Annotated in this window: 13 protein-coding genes; 3 read left to right on the forward strand and 10 right to left on the reverse strand. The window is 53.7% G+C overall.

What is annotated here, in order from left to right; genetic code table 11:
- Nucleotides 1-6 precede the first annotated feature (6 nt).
- The 6 genes from Enr10x_RS26290 to Enr10x_RS26315 form a co-directional block, all read right to left on the reverse strand.
- On the reverse strand, nt 7-399 hold the full coding sequence (locus Enr10x_RS26290) for a hypothetical protein (RefSeq protein ID WP_145451965.1): 393 nt from the start codon (nt 397-399) through the stop codon (nt 7-9).
- 3 nt (nt 400-402) lie between these two features.
- Nucleotides 403-2037, reverse strand: a complete 1635-nt coding sequence (locus Enr10x_RS26295) for a HEAT repeat domain-containing protein (protein WP_197997375.1) — start codon at nt 2035-2037, stop codon at nt 403-405.
- Nucleotides 2038-2293: 256 nt separating this feature from the next.
- The gene (locus Enr10x_RS26300; protein ID WP_145451969.1) at nt 2294-3130 is read right to left on the reverse strand and encodes a sugar phosphate isomerase/epimerase family protein; all 837 of its coding nucleotides are present in this window, start codon (nt 3128-3130) and stop codon (nt 2294-2296) included.
- 94 nt (nt 3131-3224) lie between these two features.
- Complete coding sequence (locus tag Enr10x_RS26305) at nt 3225-3884, reverse strand: 3-keto-disaccharide hydrolase (protein ID WP_145114569.1); 660 nt, start codon at nt 3882-3884, stop codon at nt 3225-3227.
- Between the two features lie 257 nt (nt 3885-4141).
- On the reverse strand, nt 4142-6016 hold the full coding sequence (locus Enr10x_RS26310) for a vWA domain-containing protein (RefSeq protein WP_232093143.1): 1875 nt from the start codon (nt 6014-6016) through the stop codon (nt 4142-4144).
- 195 nt (nt 6017-6211) lie between these two features.
- Nucleotides 6212-8128: a vWA domain-containing protein gene (locus Enr10x_RS26315; protein WP_145451970.1), complete on the reverse strand. Its 1917-nt coding sequence runs from the start codon at nt 8126-8128 to the stop codon at nt 6212-6214.
- A gap of 434 nt (nt 8129-8562) precedes the next feature.
- Between Enr10x_RS26315 and Enr10x_RS26320 the strand changes: the two genes are divergently transcribed.
- Complete coding sequence (locus Enr10x_RS26320; protein WP_145451972.1) at nt 8563-9138, forward strand: DUF456 domain-containing protein; 576 nt, start codon at nt 8563-8565, stop codon at nt 9136-9138.
- A 196-nt stretch (nt 9139-9334) separates the two neighbouring features.
- On the opposite strand, the gene Enr10x_RS26325 is transcribed toward Enr10x_RS26320, so the two are convergent.
- Both Enr10x_RS26325 and Enr10x_RS26330 read right to left on the reverse strand, forming a co-directional pair.
- Nucleotides 9335-9772, reverse strand: coding sequence for a hypothetical protein (locus Enr10x_RS26325; protein WP_197997376.1), 438 nt, complete (start codon nt 9770-9772; stop codon nt 9335-9337).
- A 64-nt stretch (nt 9773-9836) separates the two neighbouring features.
- A complete protein-coding gene (locus Enr10x_RS26330) occupies nt 9837-10760 on the reverse strand; it encodes a DUF1559 domain-containing protein (RefSeq protein WP_145451974.1) in 924 nt (307 codons plus the stop codon).
- A 548-nt stretch (nt 10761-11308) separates the two neighbouring features.
- On the opposite strand from Enr10x_RS26330, the gene Enr10x_RS26335 reads away from it, so the two are divergent.
- Nucleotides 11309-12265, forward strand: coding sequence for an alpha/beta hydrolase (locus Enr10x_RS26335; RefSeq protein ID WP_145114581.1), 957 nt, complete (start codon nt 11309-11311; stop codon nt 12263-12265).
- A 168-nt stretch (nt 12266-12433) separates the two neighbouring features.
- Nucleotides 12434-12862 carry a transthyretin-like family protein gene (locus Enr10x_RS26340; RefSeq protein WP_145114583.1) on the forward strand — a complete coding sequence of 143 codons (429 nt, stop codon included), beginning with the start codon at nt 12434-12436 and terminating at the stop codon, nt 12860-12862.
- A 110-nt stretch (nt 12863-12972) separates the two neighbouring features.
- Here the strand turns inward: Enr10x_RS26340 and Enr10x_RS26345 are convergent, their stop codons facing one another.
- The gene (locus Enr10x_RS26345) at nt 12973-13887 is read right to left on the reverse strand and encodes a DUF1559 domain-containing protein (RefSeq protein WP_145114585.1); all 915 of its coding nucleotides are present in this window, start codon (nt 13885-13887) and stop codon (nt 12973-12975) included.
- A gap of 219 nt (nt 13888-14106) precedes the next feature.
- Complete coding sequence (locus Enr10x_RS26350) at nt 14107-14631, reverse strand: SMI1/KNR4 family protein (protein WP_145114587.1); 525 nt, start codon at nt 14629-14631, stop codon at nt 14107-14109.
- Nucleotides 14632-14634: the final 3 nt, after the last annotated feature.

Below are 14634 nucleotides of genomic sequence, written 5' to 3' on the forward strand. Positions count from 1 at the left end.
CAGCTTTCAAGGCTGAAACAGTTTTCTGGCCAGGTCTTCGTAATAACGGGCATCGGTCCCGCCATCGGTGGCGTAATGGTGCAGTATGCCGGGATCGACAAACACGAGTGCGGGCTGTTCCTGCGCATGCTCATCGGTGGCTTTGAGCAGGTAAGTGATATCGGTGCGGCTCAAGCGATGTGTTTTACACAAATCGTAAAACAGGCCGAGTGGTGTATCGGCACTGGCTTTGCGCTGGATCTGAAGATTTTCCCAGAGATACAGGCCCAGCCAGACGGAGCCGATGGCGATGGTCGCTGAGATCAGTAACCAGTTCTCCTGCAGGATGCCTCGATTGCGAAAGGCACGTGAGACTTCATCCGTGTGACCGGCGAGGATCAGCCAGAAATCGAAATTCATGCGTTACTCTTCCTTTTCACTCTCAGGACTGACAGCAGTCGAATCGGTTTTCTCAGGGACACGCAGAATTTTGACGGCGACTTCACGAACGCGCGTGTTTTCATCGGTCAACAAAGGCATCAACGCCTGTCGGGCTGCGGGCACAGACAGTGTTCCCAGAATTTCAGCACTGGTCCTGCGAACCAGATCGTCCGAATCTTCGGTCAACGCAGCCAGGGCCGGGATCAGTTCTCCATGCAGCTCCAGTACCTGCGCACAGCGAGCTGCTTTGATACGACGTTTTTTGAGGGGATGTGCCATCGCACGACTTAATTCGAGCAGACAACGGGGATCGAGTTTCAGCAACAGTTTACCAACGGAAGGGCAAACCTGCGGATTGAATCCCTCAAAGTGTTCCAGTACGAAGTCGACATCAAAACTGGCGAGTTCCTTGCGGGCCGCTTCCCTGACCTCTTCAATGGGGCTGTCGATTTTTTCAATCAGCAGATTCATGGCATCGGGTACATGCTGCGCACGGAGCTGACAGGTCGCCCAGGCCTGCTGTACCGGATCTTCGGAATCCAGGTTTTCCAGGACCATCTCAGCGACTTCGGTCGGATCGGGATTGCGCAGGATCGAGATGGCCGCTTCTTTAGCGGCAGGCGTCCCGTGCTGCAGCATCCAGCGTTGCGCGTGTTTCTTGCTGGGCAGATCCAGTTCGAGCAGGCTGATCAGTCGAATGACGGCGGTCTGCAGGACAGGTGGAATCTTTGTAAAATCCTGCTGTTCCACATCCAGCCAGACGATTTTGCCGATCTGTCTGAAATTGGTCTGCTGCAGTTCAGAAGGATGTTCCGGCAGCCAGCGGAGCAGGTGTGCGATGAACTCGGGATCCTGACGTTCTGCGAGTGCTTCGAGCGCCTTGGTGTTCGGATAGCTGACGCCGGTGAAATCACAGATGAGCTGCATGACGCCGACATGCTTGCTTTCCCGGAGCACCTGTTCGGCCAGTCGTCTCGTTTCCGGGTCGGAGTGCCAGAGTATTTTGCGGATCGCAGCGTCATCGACGTTTCCAAGGATCAGCAGGCTTTCCATAATTTCTTCAGGCCGATCGAATTCCTGCAGGTGTTCGGACGCCTTCATCAGGGAACTCAGGATCTCGCGGCGGATCGCCTTGGCATTCTTCAGAAACGAGCGCGAGTAGACCGAGTCGACCGAGCGATCCAGGAAATGTTCATACAACTGTCCGATCAGATGCCGGAGTGTCTGTGTTGCCAGGTCGGGCTGATGGTTGACCAGTCTTTTGTTCTCGAAGAGATCAATCAGGGCGGGGATCTGTCTGAAATCGTGGTTTAAGCGGACAAACTCAAGGCCGCAGTATTGCAATTCGCGGTTGCCATGCAGCAGGCATTGCCGGATGGCGGCATCGAGGGCTTTGGAATGCGTTTCCAGCAGTTTGCGAATGGCGGGGGAATGCGTCGCGTACCGCCGGATGACTTCCACCAGCCCCCGGGCGCTCTGCTGCTGCAGCAGTGCAAAGACGGCCTGCTCTCGAATCAGATCATCGTCGACGTCCAAAGCCAGAATCAATGCGTTGATGGCATTGGAATTTCTGCTTTGCGCTAACAGATCAAAGGTTTTCGTAATGGAAGAGGCCATGCTGACTTGAGATCGAAAAAAGTGCCTGGATCTACAAACGCAGCGCGGACCGGGAATCGACGAACCGAGACTGTCCTCCCTGCCCGTCGCCCTCATGCCAACTGCGCGTTCCTGCCCGCTCTATATTTATATCGAGAACCAGAGGCGGGAGGCTGCAACGTGCCTGATCTAATCATTGCAGGCAGCATAACCGGCACAACCGGGACAGGAGGAAATCTTCAAATGGAACGAAAGTACATCCGGGCTGGCGAGACTTTCAGGCTGATTTCAGGCAGGACTCAAGAAAAGACCAGGATTCGCGGAGGACTTCAGGTGCCATGTGGCTGTGCCGACTGAGTTCGACGTGCAGGCCTCCCTGGTAGTCGATCTGCCTCAGTCCCGCGAACACATCGTTAAAGTCGATCTCCCCCTCACCGAAGCGGAGATGATCGTGCACGCCCTGCTGCATATCTTCGATGTGAATATTGAAGATGCGCTCGCGCCAGGGAAGCAGATGCTGACTGATGGGAAGTTCTCCCATACACTGCAGATGTCCGATATCGACAGTCAGACCAAAGCAGGGATGATCGACCAGGGTGAGCAGTTCTGTGAAATCGGACAGGGTTTCGATGAGCATCCCCGGTTCCGGTTCAAAGGCAAGCTTCACATTCTGTGCCGCAGCGTGGTCGATGACCTCGCGACAGCCGGCCGCCAGTCTCTGCAGAGCTTCCTCTCGCTGCAGGTCTTCCTTGAGTTGACCGGCCCAGAAAGAGACAGCATCCGAATTGAGGGTCGCTGCCAGGTCGACACAGCGTTTGAGAAAGTCGATACGGCGGCTGCGTTCTTCCGGGTTAGGACTGACCAGGGTCGGTTCATGTTTCACCCGGGGATCGAGCAGAAAGCGGGCCCCGGTTTCGATGACCGAGGAGAGCTGGAATTCGGCGAGCATCTCCTGCATAGCGACAATCTGTCGAGGCAGATCGGGAGCATACGGATTGAGGCAATAGTGATCGACGGTGATCGCGACAGAGGTATAACCGGTCTCGGCGATCAGGCGGATGGCATCATCCCAGCGATGGAAGGCCAGGCCGTTGGTATTGTATCCCGGTTTCACGAAGGGTTCTCCGGATCAGATTCGACTTGAATGCAAACGGCCCTCGTTTTGCAACGAGGGCCGGTATCAGACTGTTAATATAACGCGCTCAGGCTCAGTCAGCCAGTGGCTTTACTTTGATGTTCTTGTAGTAAACCACACTCTTGGGATCGTGGGCCTGCAGAGCGAAGCTGCCCTTTTCTCCCAGGGAAGGATAACCGGTGGCACCTTCGGGCTCGGTGTAATCGATGACGGTTTCGTCATTGATTTTGACGATGACGTGACGACCATTAACGATAATGTGCTGGGTCCACCATTCGTTGTCTTTGGCAGGTGTCTTGAAGAGTTTCACACGATTGTAGAGACTGCCGGTTTTGACCGGATCTTTGTGGGTCACGTTGACCTGTGATTCGTAGCCCTGCTTTGGCCAGCCTTCTTCCTGGAATTTGGTGTGGAAGAAGATCCCGGAGTTACTGCCGGGGGTGGTCATGACGTCGGCTTTGAATTCAAAGTTCTTGAACTCGTCTTTGGTAAACAGGTGCGAACGTTTGCCCGTCACGACGATCGTCCCATCTTTGACTTCGAAGGGTCCCCCTTCTGCGATCTGCCAGCCGGTAAGATCTTTGCCGTTGAACAGATCGATCCAGCCTTCTGCGGACTCCGTATTTTTTTCTCCGGAGTAAACAGCCGTGGTCCCCAGAACGGAGGAAATCACGAGCGCTGCCATCAGGCCGGTGAATGCATTGAAATAAGTGTTCGAGCGGTACTTCTTCATCGTGTGAAAAACTCCTGGAAGCGAGTATGGGAAAATCAGAGGTTCTTTCTCAGTCTCTAGAGCGCGTCGCATTTAAACATAGCGTTTCTCAATTTAATATACTCGGTCCAAATGGCCCTGGAGACGCTACAGTAAAACTGGACACAGTCTATATGCTACGCAGGGTTCGTACCCGTTAAAAGGAAACAGGGCACTTCCCGGAGATTTTTCCGGAAAGTGCCCTGTTCTGTAAAGAGTCTTTAGTAATTCCAGCCGGTTTACAGCTTGGGAACTTTGATTTCCTTGCCGATCTTTTTGTATCGCGGATCGTGGAATCCTTCGGCGAAGTACATGCCGAATCCCAGATTCAGTTCATATTGTGCCCGTTGTGCCCAGGGGGTTCCGGGATGCTCTTTGATGACGAACTTATACTGGGCTTCCGATTTTTTCAACTGCTTATCCAGTTCTTCGGGGCTGACTTTGGTCAGCTTGACCTGGACTGGATCGGGAGGCAGCATTTCTTTGCGGCGACGGACATTCCAGACGTTGCTGATCTTCTTCTTGGGGGCAGGCATGTTTTTGGCATGCTGGTCCATCGCCAGACAGTACTGGAAGAGTCGCACGCGGTAAGCCAGACATTGCGCCAGCGTCAGGTCGTAAGCAGCTCTCCAGCGAGAGGATTTCTCCTGCGCCCGCAGAGGCTCGATTTCTTCCAGAATATCGACGGCTTTCTGCAGCAGCCCCATGGCACGAATGGCCTTGGGAACTTCTTTGCTGCCGGTTTCATAGAACTCTTTCTTTTCGATCGGGTAATACAGTTCCCGTACATTCAACTGCTTGTCCAGATGTGGATTGAGGGTGACGATGACTTTCCAGATCGAAGAACGGAACTTGCTGGCACTCCGGGTCGCATCGTATTCACGACGTGAAAGCAGCAGAGGCTGATATTCTTTCATATCCTGGAAGCGGAACTGCCGATCCTGATTGCTGCCGGCCCCGGCCAGGCGCTGTTCCTTGCCGGGCAGAACGAAGAAGATTCCCCCGGTCTCGCGGGCGATACGAACCTGTTCGTAAGGTCCGAATCCGGCGGAGAAGGCATCCCAGCGACCGTGCAGTCCATCGTATTGCAGGGCTTCCGGAAATGCAGTTTCCGGCCCACGATTAATCTGGATCCAGTGGGGCAGATTATATACGGGATCGTGCCAGATCTGGCGGGCGTACGGATAACCGAAGACCGATTCTCGTCCCAGGATGTAGATCGGGGACTTGGACCGTTTGGCCCGGGTAATGACTTCTTCGACTGCGGCACCATCATCGCCGGACTCATCGGTCACACAGACAATACAGAGTCGACGATCGGTTTTACGGGCCATCGTGTTGTATTTATCGATGGTCGCTGCCACGGTCTGGCACATATTTTCCAGACCTGTTTCATCGATTGGAATTTTGCCGATCGCGTCCTGGACCTCTTTCACATCCACAGTCGGTTTCGGGGTATGCACGTGAACGGTGGCACCGTAACTGAGAATGGAGGTCAGCAGGGTCTGATCCCGATCACGGGTGTTCTTTTCCTTTTTGGCAGCGATCCCGAGTTCGCTGTAGATCTTGTTGAAGTTATCGGCGATTTCTTTCTGGTCGTCTTTCATACTTCCGGATTCATCGAAGAGCCAGACGACGAGAATTTTTTCTTCCCGCATGATACGAATCAGCTCTTTGGAAATCCGGCTCATGGCGGTGCCGTATCCATCGACAACTGCACCGACTTCACCGGTGACTTCGCCGACTCCCAGGTCTTCGCCGAGGATGTCTTCGCCGGGGGCGGTGATTTCGCCCGCGTTGATTTTGATTTCGGGTTCTTTGAGACTCTCGGAGGTTTCGATCTTCTGCGAAGAGACCGCGGGAGCAGTCGAGGCACCGACGTTGGTGGAGACCATACCGCCGGATGTCACGCTCAGATTTTCCGAGACTTCGAGATTGGTTTCGAGCACCTGTTCGAATTCGGCCTGATCGCGTTCGTCATCGAAAATGGTTTCGATGGCGACTTCGGGCTCGTTGCTCGTAAGCTGATGATGGATCAGTCCCATCCCGAGAAGGATCACGGCATGAACGATCAACGAAGTGAAAAAAGCTGAATAGTCTCGCGCTTGAGCCATCAGTAATAATCCCCCCGGCACTTTCTCAGCGAACTGCTGACGAAGTGTTGTGCCTGCTTTGTTCCAGCGACAAATGTGCTGAAACGAGTCTTGAAAAATCAGTTGAAATGATATTGTAGAAAACCAGCATCCCCTGCAATCTCAGGGGAAGCTGTATGATACTCAAATGGAATCTATGTAATCAGTTAACAATGGTCAGATCTTCAGTGGCTGGTTTCCGTTGACCCCCCGTTTTTTGAGAGCTTCTCTCTTCTTACGTTGCTCTTCTTCAAAACGTGGGTTTGGTTTGCGGACCCGGTTCCCGCTGCCGTCGAGGTTCATTTTCATTTCCTGCCACTTCCAGCCCAGCGGTTTTTCCAGCTCTTTGGCTGCCAGGTAGGCCCAGGGGGTTCCGGGATGTTCGTCGATGACACCGTTTAACAGTTCCATCGCCTGTTTTTCCAGTTTTCGTACTGACGGGCTGGAGCGGACATCCTTGGCTGCCACCAGTCTCCAGGCGTTGTTCCCTTTCGTCTCGAAGACTTTGGGATTGCTTTTCATTTCCGCCAGGACGGTATTGTAACCGTAGGCCCGCACGCGATTGGCGAGTACGCGGCCCAGAGCCAGATCGTAGTTGGCCCGCCAGCGGGGTTCTTTGATTTTCTTGCGATCCTTCAGTCCCTGTTCCAACATCATCTGCAGTTCATTGAGACCGTAGTCGAGTTCCGAGACCGGCTTTTGCGCGGCAGTGACGGCCTGCCGCAGGACGTTGTCCGTGTTGGCAGCGAATTCCAGTGTCGGCTGCGGCAACCGCCGTTTGGAGAGGCGGGTTGCCGTAGCTGTCTGGACGAGCGCCCGTTTAGCCATATTCTTATCGAGCATCATTTTGTAATCGCGAATGGAAATGTAATCGGGATGGTAAGCCCGCATGTCGGCTGCTTCGAAGGTGGGAGTGGTATCTTCGGTGATGAAGTAAATCCCGTTGGTTTCCGCACAAAGACGAGTCAGGGCGTAGGGACCATAGCCCGAACTGATCTGGCGAATGTCATAATCCGACTGTCCCCAGAAGGGCAGTTTAATGCGTTCAGCCATGACCGTTTCCGGACCGGTTTCAGAGACAGCATCGACTTTCACACCCGGTTCGATTTCGAACTTGGTAATCACTTCCTGCTGACCGAAGGGGGAGGCGTTGCCGACTACGTAGCATTTAATCCCGTTACGTTTGGTGAGCAGGATGGTTTCTTCCAGATTCGCGACCGCATCGGTGCCTGCTTCGTCAGTCACGACAATCACCATCATGTTGCGGCGGCTGGAGCGTTTATACGAGAGCCAGCGTTTGGAGACCTGGGTCACGGCTGAGAATACGTTTTCATCGCCCGAGGTGTCTTCTTTGATCGAACGAATCTGCGAGACGACTTCCTTCACATCGCTGACGGGGTCTTTGGTCACGAACTGGGTCGTTGCCCCGAAGGCAGCGACAGCGGTTTTCAGTGAATCTTCACTCTCGGCCGCTTCCAGAATACCGAGCTGCTTGTAGACGTTTTCAAAGCGGTCGGCGATTTCGTTACGCCGCTGGCTGACTGAAGGAGAGACATCGAACAGCCAGACGACGAGCATTTTTTTCTCTTTGACGGCGGCTGCGATTTCGAGTGTCAGGCGATCGATGGCGCCGGCGACTCCACCAGGCCGGTCGGTTTCTCCGGTGACTTCGACTGCAGCCGTCAGCTCTTCCTGCGCGGGCTGAGTCACGTTGTCATCGAAGATTGGCTCTGGCGCTTCAATATCGTTTTCCAGCTGATCCTGCAGCGCTTCCTGCTGCTCTTTCGCAGAGACCGGGGCGGCTGCCATGGAAGGGGCCAGAATTTCGGTATCGCCGGCGGAACCGACAACGTCCTGAATCGTGGGATCGAGTTTGAAAACATTATCGTCCAGTTCTTCGATGGACGAGATAATCGCATTTTCGGAATCGAGGAGCGTAATCCGGGTGATGCTTGCCAGTACAAACAGAATCAGCAGGTGGACCCCCAGGCTGATAAACCAGGCGGGGACTTCCTTCATATTAAGCCAGCTGCGATGCTCTACGTCGACAATTTCTTCGACATGAACTTCTCTGGTAGAATTGGCAATACTCACGGTCTGCTCCTTAGGATGAGACTGTAATTCAAGCACACGCTCCGGACTTCAACGCGGGAAATACGGAACGCCGTCAGTGATGGACCAGGTAAATACAACCCGACTATTACTGACATCGGTCATCATTGATGATTATAAGAAGATCCGTCCATCAATGGTGGGTCAAATATCAGATTTTACCCCTGAAGGGAGACAATTACAATCATTGTCCCTTCAGCCGGCACAGACATGTATTCACACGAACACCAATGAGTGCTTTATACCCACCTCGCACTACTAATTAACCTCAAAAAGCGGCTTTACGTTCGTCTTTATTTTTCCATTCTGTAATAATTTATGGCGATTGACGAACAGCAGTCAGGCCCTGCTGTTCCCGGTGGGGGACGGCCTGCAGGGCTGCAATCAGGAAACATTCTCCAATCAGGTATCAAATAATGTCCTTTGAGTGGCTGAACGACTGGCTCCCTTTCACTTTTTATTACCTGATGGCGCTGTTGCTGTTTCTCGTGAACCTGACCTCCTGGGCCTCGATTCTGTTCCTGATTCCCGGCAACTGGATCATGGTATTTGTGTCGGCCCTGTTTTACCTGTTCATGCCGGAGCACGACGGAACAGGGTTATCACAGACCGTGATCGTGATCGCCATCGTCCTGGCGGGACTGGGCGAAGTAGTCGAAGCGCTGGGCAGTTCTGCGGGCGCAGCGAAGAAAGGGGCGAGCCGTCGCGCCATGATTCTGGCGCTGGTGGGGACCTTTCTGCTGAGTATCGTCGGAGCCACAGTCGGGACTCCCGTGTTCCCCCCCGTGGGCACGGTTCTGGGAGCGATCGTCGGTGGTTCGGTTGGTGCGTACCTGGGTGCGTACGTGGGAGAAATCTGGAAAGGGAACCTCGAAGTGGACCGGATGGAAATCGGCCGAGCCGCGTTTGTCGGTCGACTGCTGGGCGTGGTCGGCAAGCTGGCGATCGGCGTTGTGATCCTGGTGATGATCACCATCGATTCACTGATCTGAGGCCGGCTGCCCTTGCCAGTAAAAAAAGAAGGCGATCTCCCTCTGCAGAAAGAGATCGCCTCTCGCCTTCAATCTGTTCTGGAACTGTCAACTATGGTCTGATCAGCGCCCGAATGACTCGTCGCCCGCAATGGTCCACGCACGAAGGCGTACTCACCCGGCAACGATTGCCTGTCAATTCAGAGTTGATAGAACATCACTCCAGATCAAAATTGATTTCATTGTCGCCCGCTTTGACTTCGGCCGTCAGCCCCGAGGTCTTGGGACTCATGCTGTACTTCTCGGGAATCAGCGACAGATCCACATTCGCTTCCGCGGATTCAGCAGGAAGTTCTGAGGTATCCCTTTCCGAGATGACCATCACCCCGTGCTTGCCGATGGTGGCCCCATCCCCTTTGGAGTAGGTGGTCAGGGTGTAGGTACCATCTTCCCGAATTTCGCCTGCAGCTGCTTTTCCCGGCCCCTCCGGGATAAAAGTGACGGAGCCCATGGTAAGGGGCTCACCTTTGTAGGTAATTTTGCCGTGTACCTCGGCGGTCTCCAACTGGTCTGAACCGCCGAAACAGCCAGTCAGCAGCACCAGCAGCAGGCAGACGGAGACCGGCATCAATTTGACATTAAATAAACGAATCATACTTTCCTGTCCTCTTCAAGCCTGAGTCATTGTTGTTGATGAAATCTCTCTCGTGAGCTGCACTTTAAAACTCGCCCACAACTTCACCGGTGCCGCGTGTGGCCAGTGATTTCAACAGGTCCAGACTCAAACTTTCGGACAGGAAGCGGACACTGCCGTCACAGAGCAGCATGTGCGTACCGCCGACATGCGGACTGCGCCAACCCACACCGTACTGACTGTGCAGTCCGGAACCGATGGGATACTGTACCAGTTTGGTGTCGATCATCAGATAACCGGAGGTCGAGCCGTAGTAGTAGGTAGCCCAGGTCCAGGTCACCATGTCATCCCAGCCGGTATTTCCGCCCCAGCCATTCGCAGCGGAAGAGAGTTCCCCCAGCAGGAAGGTGTTAGAAGTGCCGTCCGTAATATCTCTGAGGCGCGTCTTGCACTTCGGATACATCACACCGGAGGTTGTGTAGTTATGAGACGAAGTTGAGAAGCCGGACTTGAGTCCGACGTCAACCGATCCGCCGTTCCCCCGGTAATGCAGCCCCCCGTGATCTCCGGAAACGGACGAGTGCGTCGGTGCAGTGGATCCCAGTTCGGAAGAGGGGCAGAGGATCACCTTGATCGGCGTTGTGAATTCCTGACGCGAACCGATCGACGAACTGCGCCAGGGAGTGATTTCGTTGATCTCGCCGGTAATCGAGGAGATGCTGTTATACAGCGGTGCCTGGTCGATGTAGGGTAAAATCCGAGCGACCCAGCCTGACTGATATCCGCTCTTCTGGAAATACCCCGTAGGCAGCATCAGGAAATTATCGTGGTAATTATGGAAGGCCAGTCCCAGCTGTTTCAGGTTGTTCCGACACTGGGAACGGCGGGCCGCTTCCCGGGCCTGCTGGACGGCGGGTAATAACAGAGCAATCAGAATAGCAATAATGGCGATCACCACCAGAAGTTCGATGAGCGTGAAGCCACGATTACGACGTACAGATACTTGCATGAAACTCTCTCGTTGAATTAGGAAAAAGATATAAGAAAAGAGCGACCTAAATGTGCGCCAGAGCTACATTCCCGCGAGCAGGGGAAGCGGCCAGAGAACCCGGTCGAGGCACCGGGATTTAGAATGTAATATTTATTAAAATATACACACTAATATTAATAACGTTTTTTAACAATTCAATCATTATTTGATCAAAAACTGAAATTCAAACCGCGTTTTTTCACCAGTCCCTCAGATCGCAACATGTTTATGCGTTGATATTTAGCACCGTAACACCAGTTGTGACTGCACCTTGATTCCGCTCCCCAGAGACCAGTATTTACGCTGACTGACGAGATATATACATAACCACCCCATCGTTAATTAGACCACCTCATCAATAAACATAATGCCAGTTTCGCTGTCTGGATTGAAAAGGAATCATGCAAAGCGGGCGACCTCTGCGAAACTGTTCCCAGGGAACTGTGTTACATGACGAACAGCGCCTTGAATCTATGAAACTGAGTACACCGCGCGTTGCAATCACCGCGCGGCTATGGGAGAACAACATGAGACCAGACCGACTGCCTTTCATCCTGCTGCTTTTCATCCCGGTAACCCTGCTGAGCGAAGCGGCACAAGCCCAGCAACCCCGCCGCGGCGCTCCCCGCTGGGTCCAGGAGCATGCGAACGTGCATCGAAACCTGGAATATGCGCGCGTGGATGACAAGCCTCTGCTGCTCGACCTGTATGTTCCCAGGGACGTCAAACACCCTCCCCTGCTCGTCTGGATTCACGGGGGCGGCTGGCGGAGCGGTGACAAGGGCCGCGGTGGTATTCTGGTTCCCCTGGGATTGCAGAACGGCTATGCCTGCGCCAGCATCAATTATCGACTGAGTGGCGAGGCGACTTTCCCGGCCCAGATCCATGACTGCAAAGCCGCCATCCGCTGGCTGCGGGTGCATGCCAGAGAATACGGCTACGACGCGTCCCGGATCGGCGTAGGAGGTTCCTCAGCCGGCGGTCACCTGGTGGCGCTGCTGGGAACCAGTGGTGGTGACAAAGCACTGGAAGGCACGGTCGGCAAGCATGCGGATCAGTCGAGCCGCGTGCAGGCGGTCGTCGACATGTGGGGGCCTACCGATTTTCTGCAGATGGATGCACACGCACTCCCCAACGCCCGCTTCAAACACAACGATCCCCGCTCTCCCGAATCGCTGCTGCTGGGAGGGCCGGTTCTGGAAAACAAAGACAAAGTCGCACAGGCGAACCCGATCACCTACATCGATAAACAGGATCCGCCATTCCTGATTATACATGGTTCAAAAGACCCGCTGGTCCCCGTGCATCAGAGTCACCTCCTGGAAGCAGCGCTCAAGCAGGCAAACGTTCCCGTGCAGTTGAACGTGGTTGAAGGAGCCGGGCACGGCGGTCGGGAATTCAATACTCCGGCAACGAACGGACAGATTCTCAAATTCCTGGATCAGCATGTGAAACAGGCGGTCACTGAAAAACCGAAGCGCTGATCTTGCCTTTCACAGGAAAAGAGATTTGCGTCTGGCTTTACACTTTCCCGGCGATCGCTGAGAATAGAATCTGTTTTCAGCGGTCCGTTGTCAGACGGTTGTTGTCAGACGGTTTCGGACCCGCAGCTGAAGTTTCAAAAGAGCGCCCTTTTTAGACACAGGAACAAGATGCACTTATTATCTTTGAGGTCATTACACTGCACAGGATTCGTTTTTGCTGTTTGCACCCTGCTGGCAGGTTGTGCCCCGACACCAGAAGATCAGCCGGACATCGCGTCGGTAAAAGGTCTGGTGGTCATGGACGGTGAACCGGTGGAAGGAGCCGTGGTCACGTTTGCTCCCGCGAGCGGTCGGCCTTCGACGGGGATCACAGACAGCCAGGGAAAATTTGAACTGGCTTACAACCCGGAGAACAAGGGAGCCAAGATCGGCAAGCATACCGTCCGGATTTCGACACAACGCTACGTCGAAAACGCAGACGGAACCACCACCGAAATGAAAGAGACGATCCCTGCGAAATACAACAACGAATCGACGCTGACGGTGGAAGTCAAAGCGGGCGAGAACGATTTTCCGTTTGCCCTGGATAAGGAATAGACCGGCGTCCTGCGATTCGTTTCACAAAACAGTTAAATAAAAAAGCTCCCTGCCGATGATCAGCAGGGAGCTTTTTGTTTGAAGCAGTTTCAGGCAGATTCAGCTCTGTCTTACCACTCGCCGATCACCTGGCCATCATTGATCACGGCCAGTCTGAAGTAAGTGCTGGTAGCAGAGGAAATCGTACTCGGGTTGTTCGAAGCGTCCATGTTTTCGCTGGCAAAGCGGACGGCACCATCTGCCAGTAAAACGTGTACTCCGCCCACATGCAGACTGCTGGGGCCGAACTGATAACCAGTTCCGTTGATCATGGACCAGCCCACGCGTGCCTGTACCAGACCGTAGCGGATGTTTTCGAATTTGTTCGTTGTGGCTGCACAGGGAGTGACTCCTGCCCAGATCGAACCAATGTGATTTGTGCCGGCGGCGTCGTTCACGGTGGTTCTTTCGGTGAACGCAAACGTGTTGGACAGACCATCGGTAATATCACGAATTTTGGTGGCACTATTCATGTAGAACATCCCGTTCGGCTTCGAAGTAGTACAACGATAGTCACCATTTCCATTGAAGCCGAGGTAGTTGGACAGACCAATGGCCACGCCACTCACTTTATTATCCGCGTTCTGTGCCGGATTCGGATCGGCGCTGGACGGGCAGAGGTACGCGGGCAGAATGGTCCGCACCTGAGCCAGTACGGTGGCATTGGAAAGATTCATAGGCCCATTGGGACTTAACTGGTTATACAGCGGTGCCTGATCCATGAAGGGCAGGATAAACGTATTGCACAGCCAGCCGGTATCATTGATAAAGCCAGGGGGGAAGACACGATGTGTTTCGTTGTAGTTGTGCAGCGCCAAGCCAATCTGCTTGAGATTGTTTTTGCACTGACTGCGGCGGGCCGCTTCGCGTGCCTGCTGAACGGCGGGCAGTAAGAGGGCGATCAGAATGGCGATGATGGCAATCACGACCAGTAGTTCGATCAGGGTGAAGCCGCGTTTGCGGACGACGGGTGCAGATAGACGCATAGCGCTGTTCCATTCGAATGGAGTAATACGGGCGAGAAAATTACGACAGCAACATAAAAGGCAGGAAAATCAGGTGGGACTCTCAGCAACCTTACATCAAACATATGCTATATGTGACCTGAGGCAAGTGCAAGCCAGCAAAATGACACCGGTATTCAGAAGGGCACGCCTTATAATCGTACCCGGCGGGATGGACATATTGCTGAACGGAGGCGGTTGTTAATTAGGTTGAAACTGAAAACGTCGCGACTTCACCGCGAACGGTTTCGGCCAGATTTTGCATTTGACCTCGCCGGTAAAGGTGCGGGCCAGGAAAGCGGTCATGCCCATTTCGAAGAGTTGAGAACGATCGTCGCGACCGGAACAGACCACGATTGGCCACTTGTTGCGGGCGCCGCGGGTTAACCAGAAAAGATTGTTGCCGTTGTCATCATTGCCCCAGGGTAATAATCCTGGTGATTCAGGATAGAACTCGTAGGGAAAAGTGTCGGAGCGCATCTGATGAATTTCACAGACACTGACCACACTTTTCTGGAGAGACGTATATTCTCGCTTAGAAAAAGGGTTATAAACACGCAAGAAACTTCCCAAGACACCTGTGCCGAACTTTGTGACGTAGCGTTTGTAGTCATCGGGCAGCTGCAGGCCGAGTTTCTTTTCGACGGCGGCCCAGTTCGGTTTGGTGGGCACCTCTTTGGGTTTGTCCGGGGGTGTGACAATTTTTAACAGTTCGCCGAGTGCCATTTT

Origin of the sequence: Gimesia panareensis, assembly GCF_007748155.1 — a bacterium.
In the GTDB taxonomy this organism is placed as follows: domain Bacteria; phylum Planctomycetota; class Planctomycetia; order Planctomycetales; family Planctomycetaceae; genus Gimesia; species Gimesia panareensis.

Coding starts and splice junctions, on each gene's coding strand:
- Enr10x_RS26320 (WP_145451972.1), top strand. CDS start 8,563: ATGTCCTTTGAGTGGCTGAACGACTGGCTCCCTTTCACTTTTTATTAC.
- Enr10x_RS26340 (WP_145114583.1), top strand. CDS start 12,434: ATGCACTTATTATCTTTGAGGTCATTACACTGCACAGGATTCGTTTTT.
- Enr10x_RS26335 (WP_145114581.1), top strand. CDS start 11,309: ATGAGACCAGACCGACTGCCTTTCATCCTGCTGCTTTTCATCCCGGTA.
- Enr10x_RS26310 (WP_232093143.1), bottom strand. CDS start 6,016: ATGGCTCAAGCGCGAGACTATTCAGCTTTTTTCACTTCGTTGATCGTT.
- Enr10x_RS26305 (WP_145114569.1), bottom strand. CDS start 3,884: ATGAAGAAGTACCGCTCGAACACTTATTTCAATGCATTCACCGGCCTG.
- Enr10x_RS26350 (WP_145114587.1), bottom strand. CDS start 14,631: ATGGCACTCGGCGAACTGTTAAAAATTGTCACACCCCCGGACAAACCC.
- Enr10x_RS26330 (WP_145451974.1), bottom strand. CDS start 10,760: ATGCAAGTATCTGTACGTCGTAATCGTGGCTTCACGCTCATCGAACTT.
- Enr10x_RS26290 (WP_145451965.1), bottom strand. CDS start 399: ATGAATTTCGATTTCTGGCTGATCCTCGCCGGTCACACGGATGAAGTC.
- Enr10x_RS26325 (WP_197997376.1), bottom strand. CDS start 9,772: ATGATTCGTTTATTTAATGTCAAATTGATGCCGGTCTCCGTCTGCCTG.
- Enr10x_RS26295 (WP_197997375.1), bottom strand. CDS start 2,037: ATGGCCTCTTCCATTACGAAAACCTTTGATCTGTTAGCGCAAAGCAGA.
- Enr10x_RS26345 (WP_145114585.1), bottom strand. CDS start 13,887: ATGCGTCTATCTGCACCCGTCGTCCGCAAACGCGGCTTCACCCTGATC.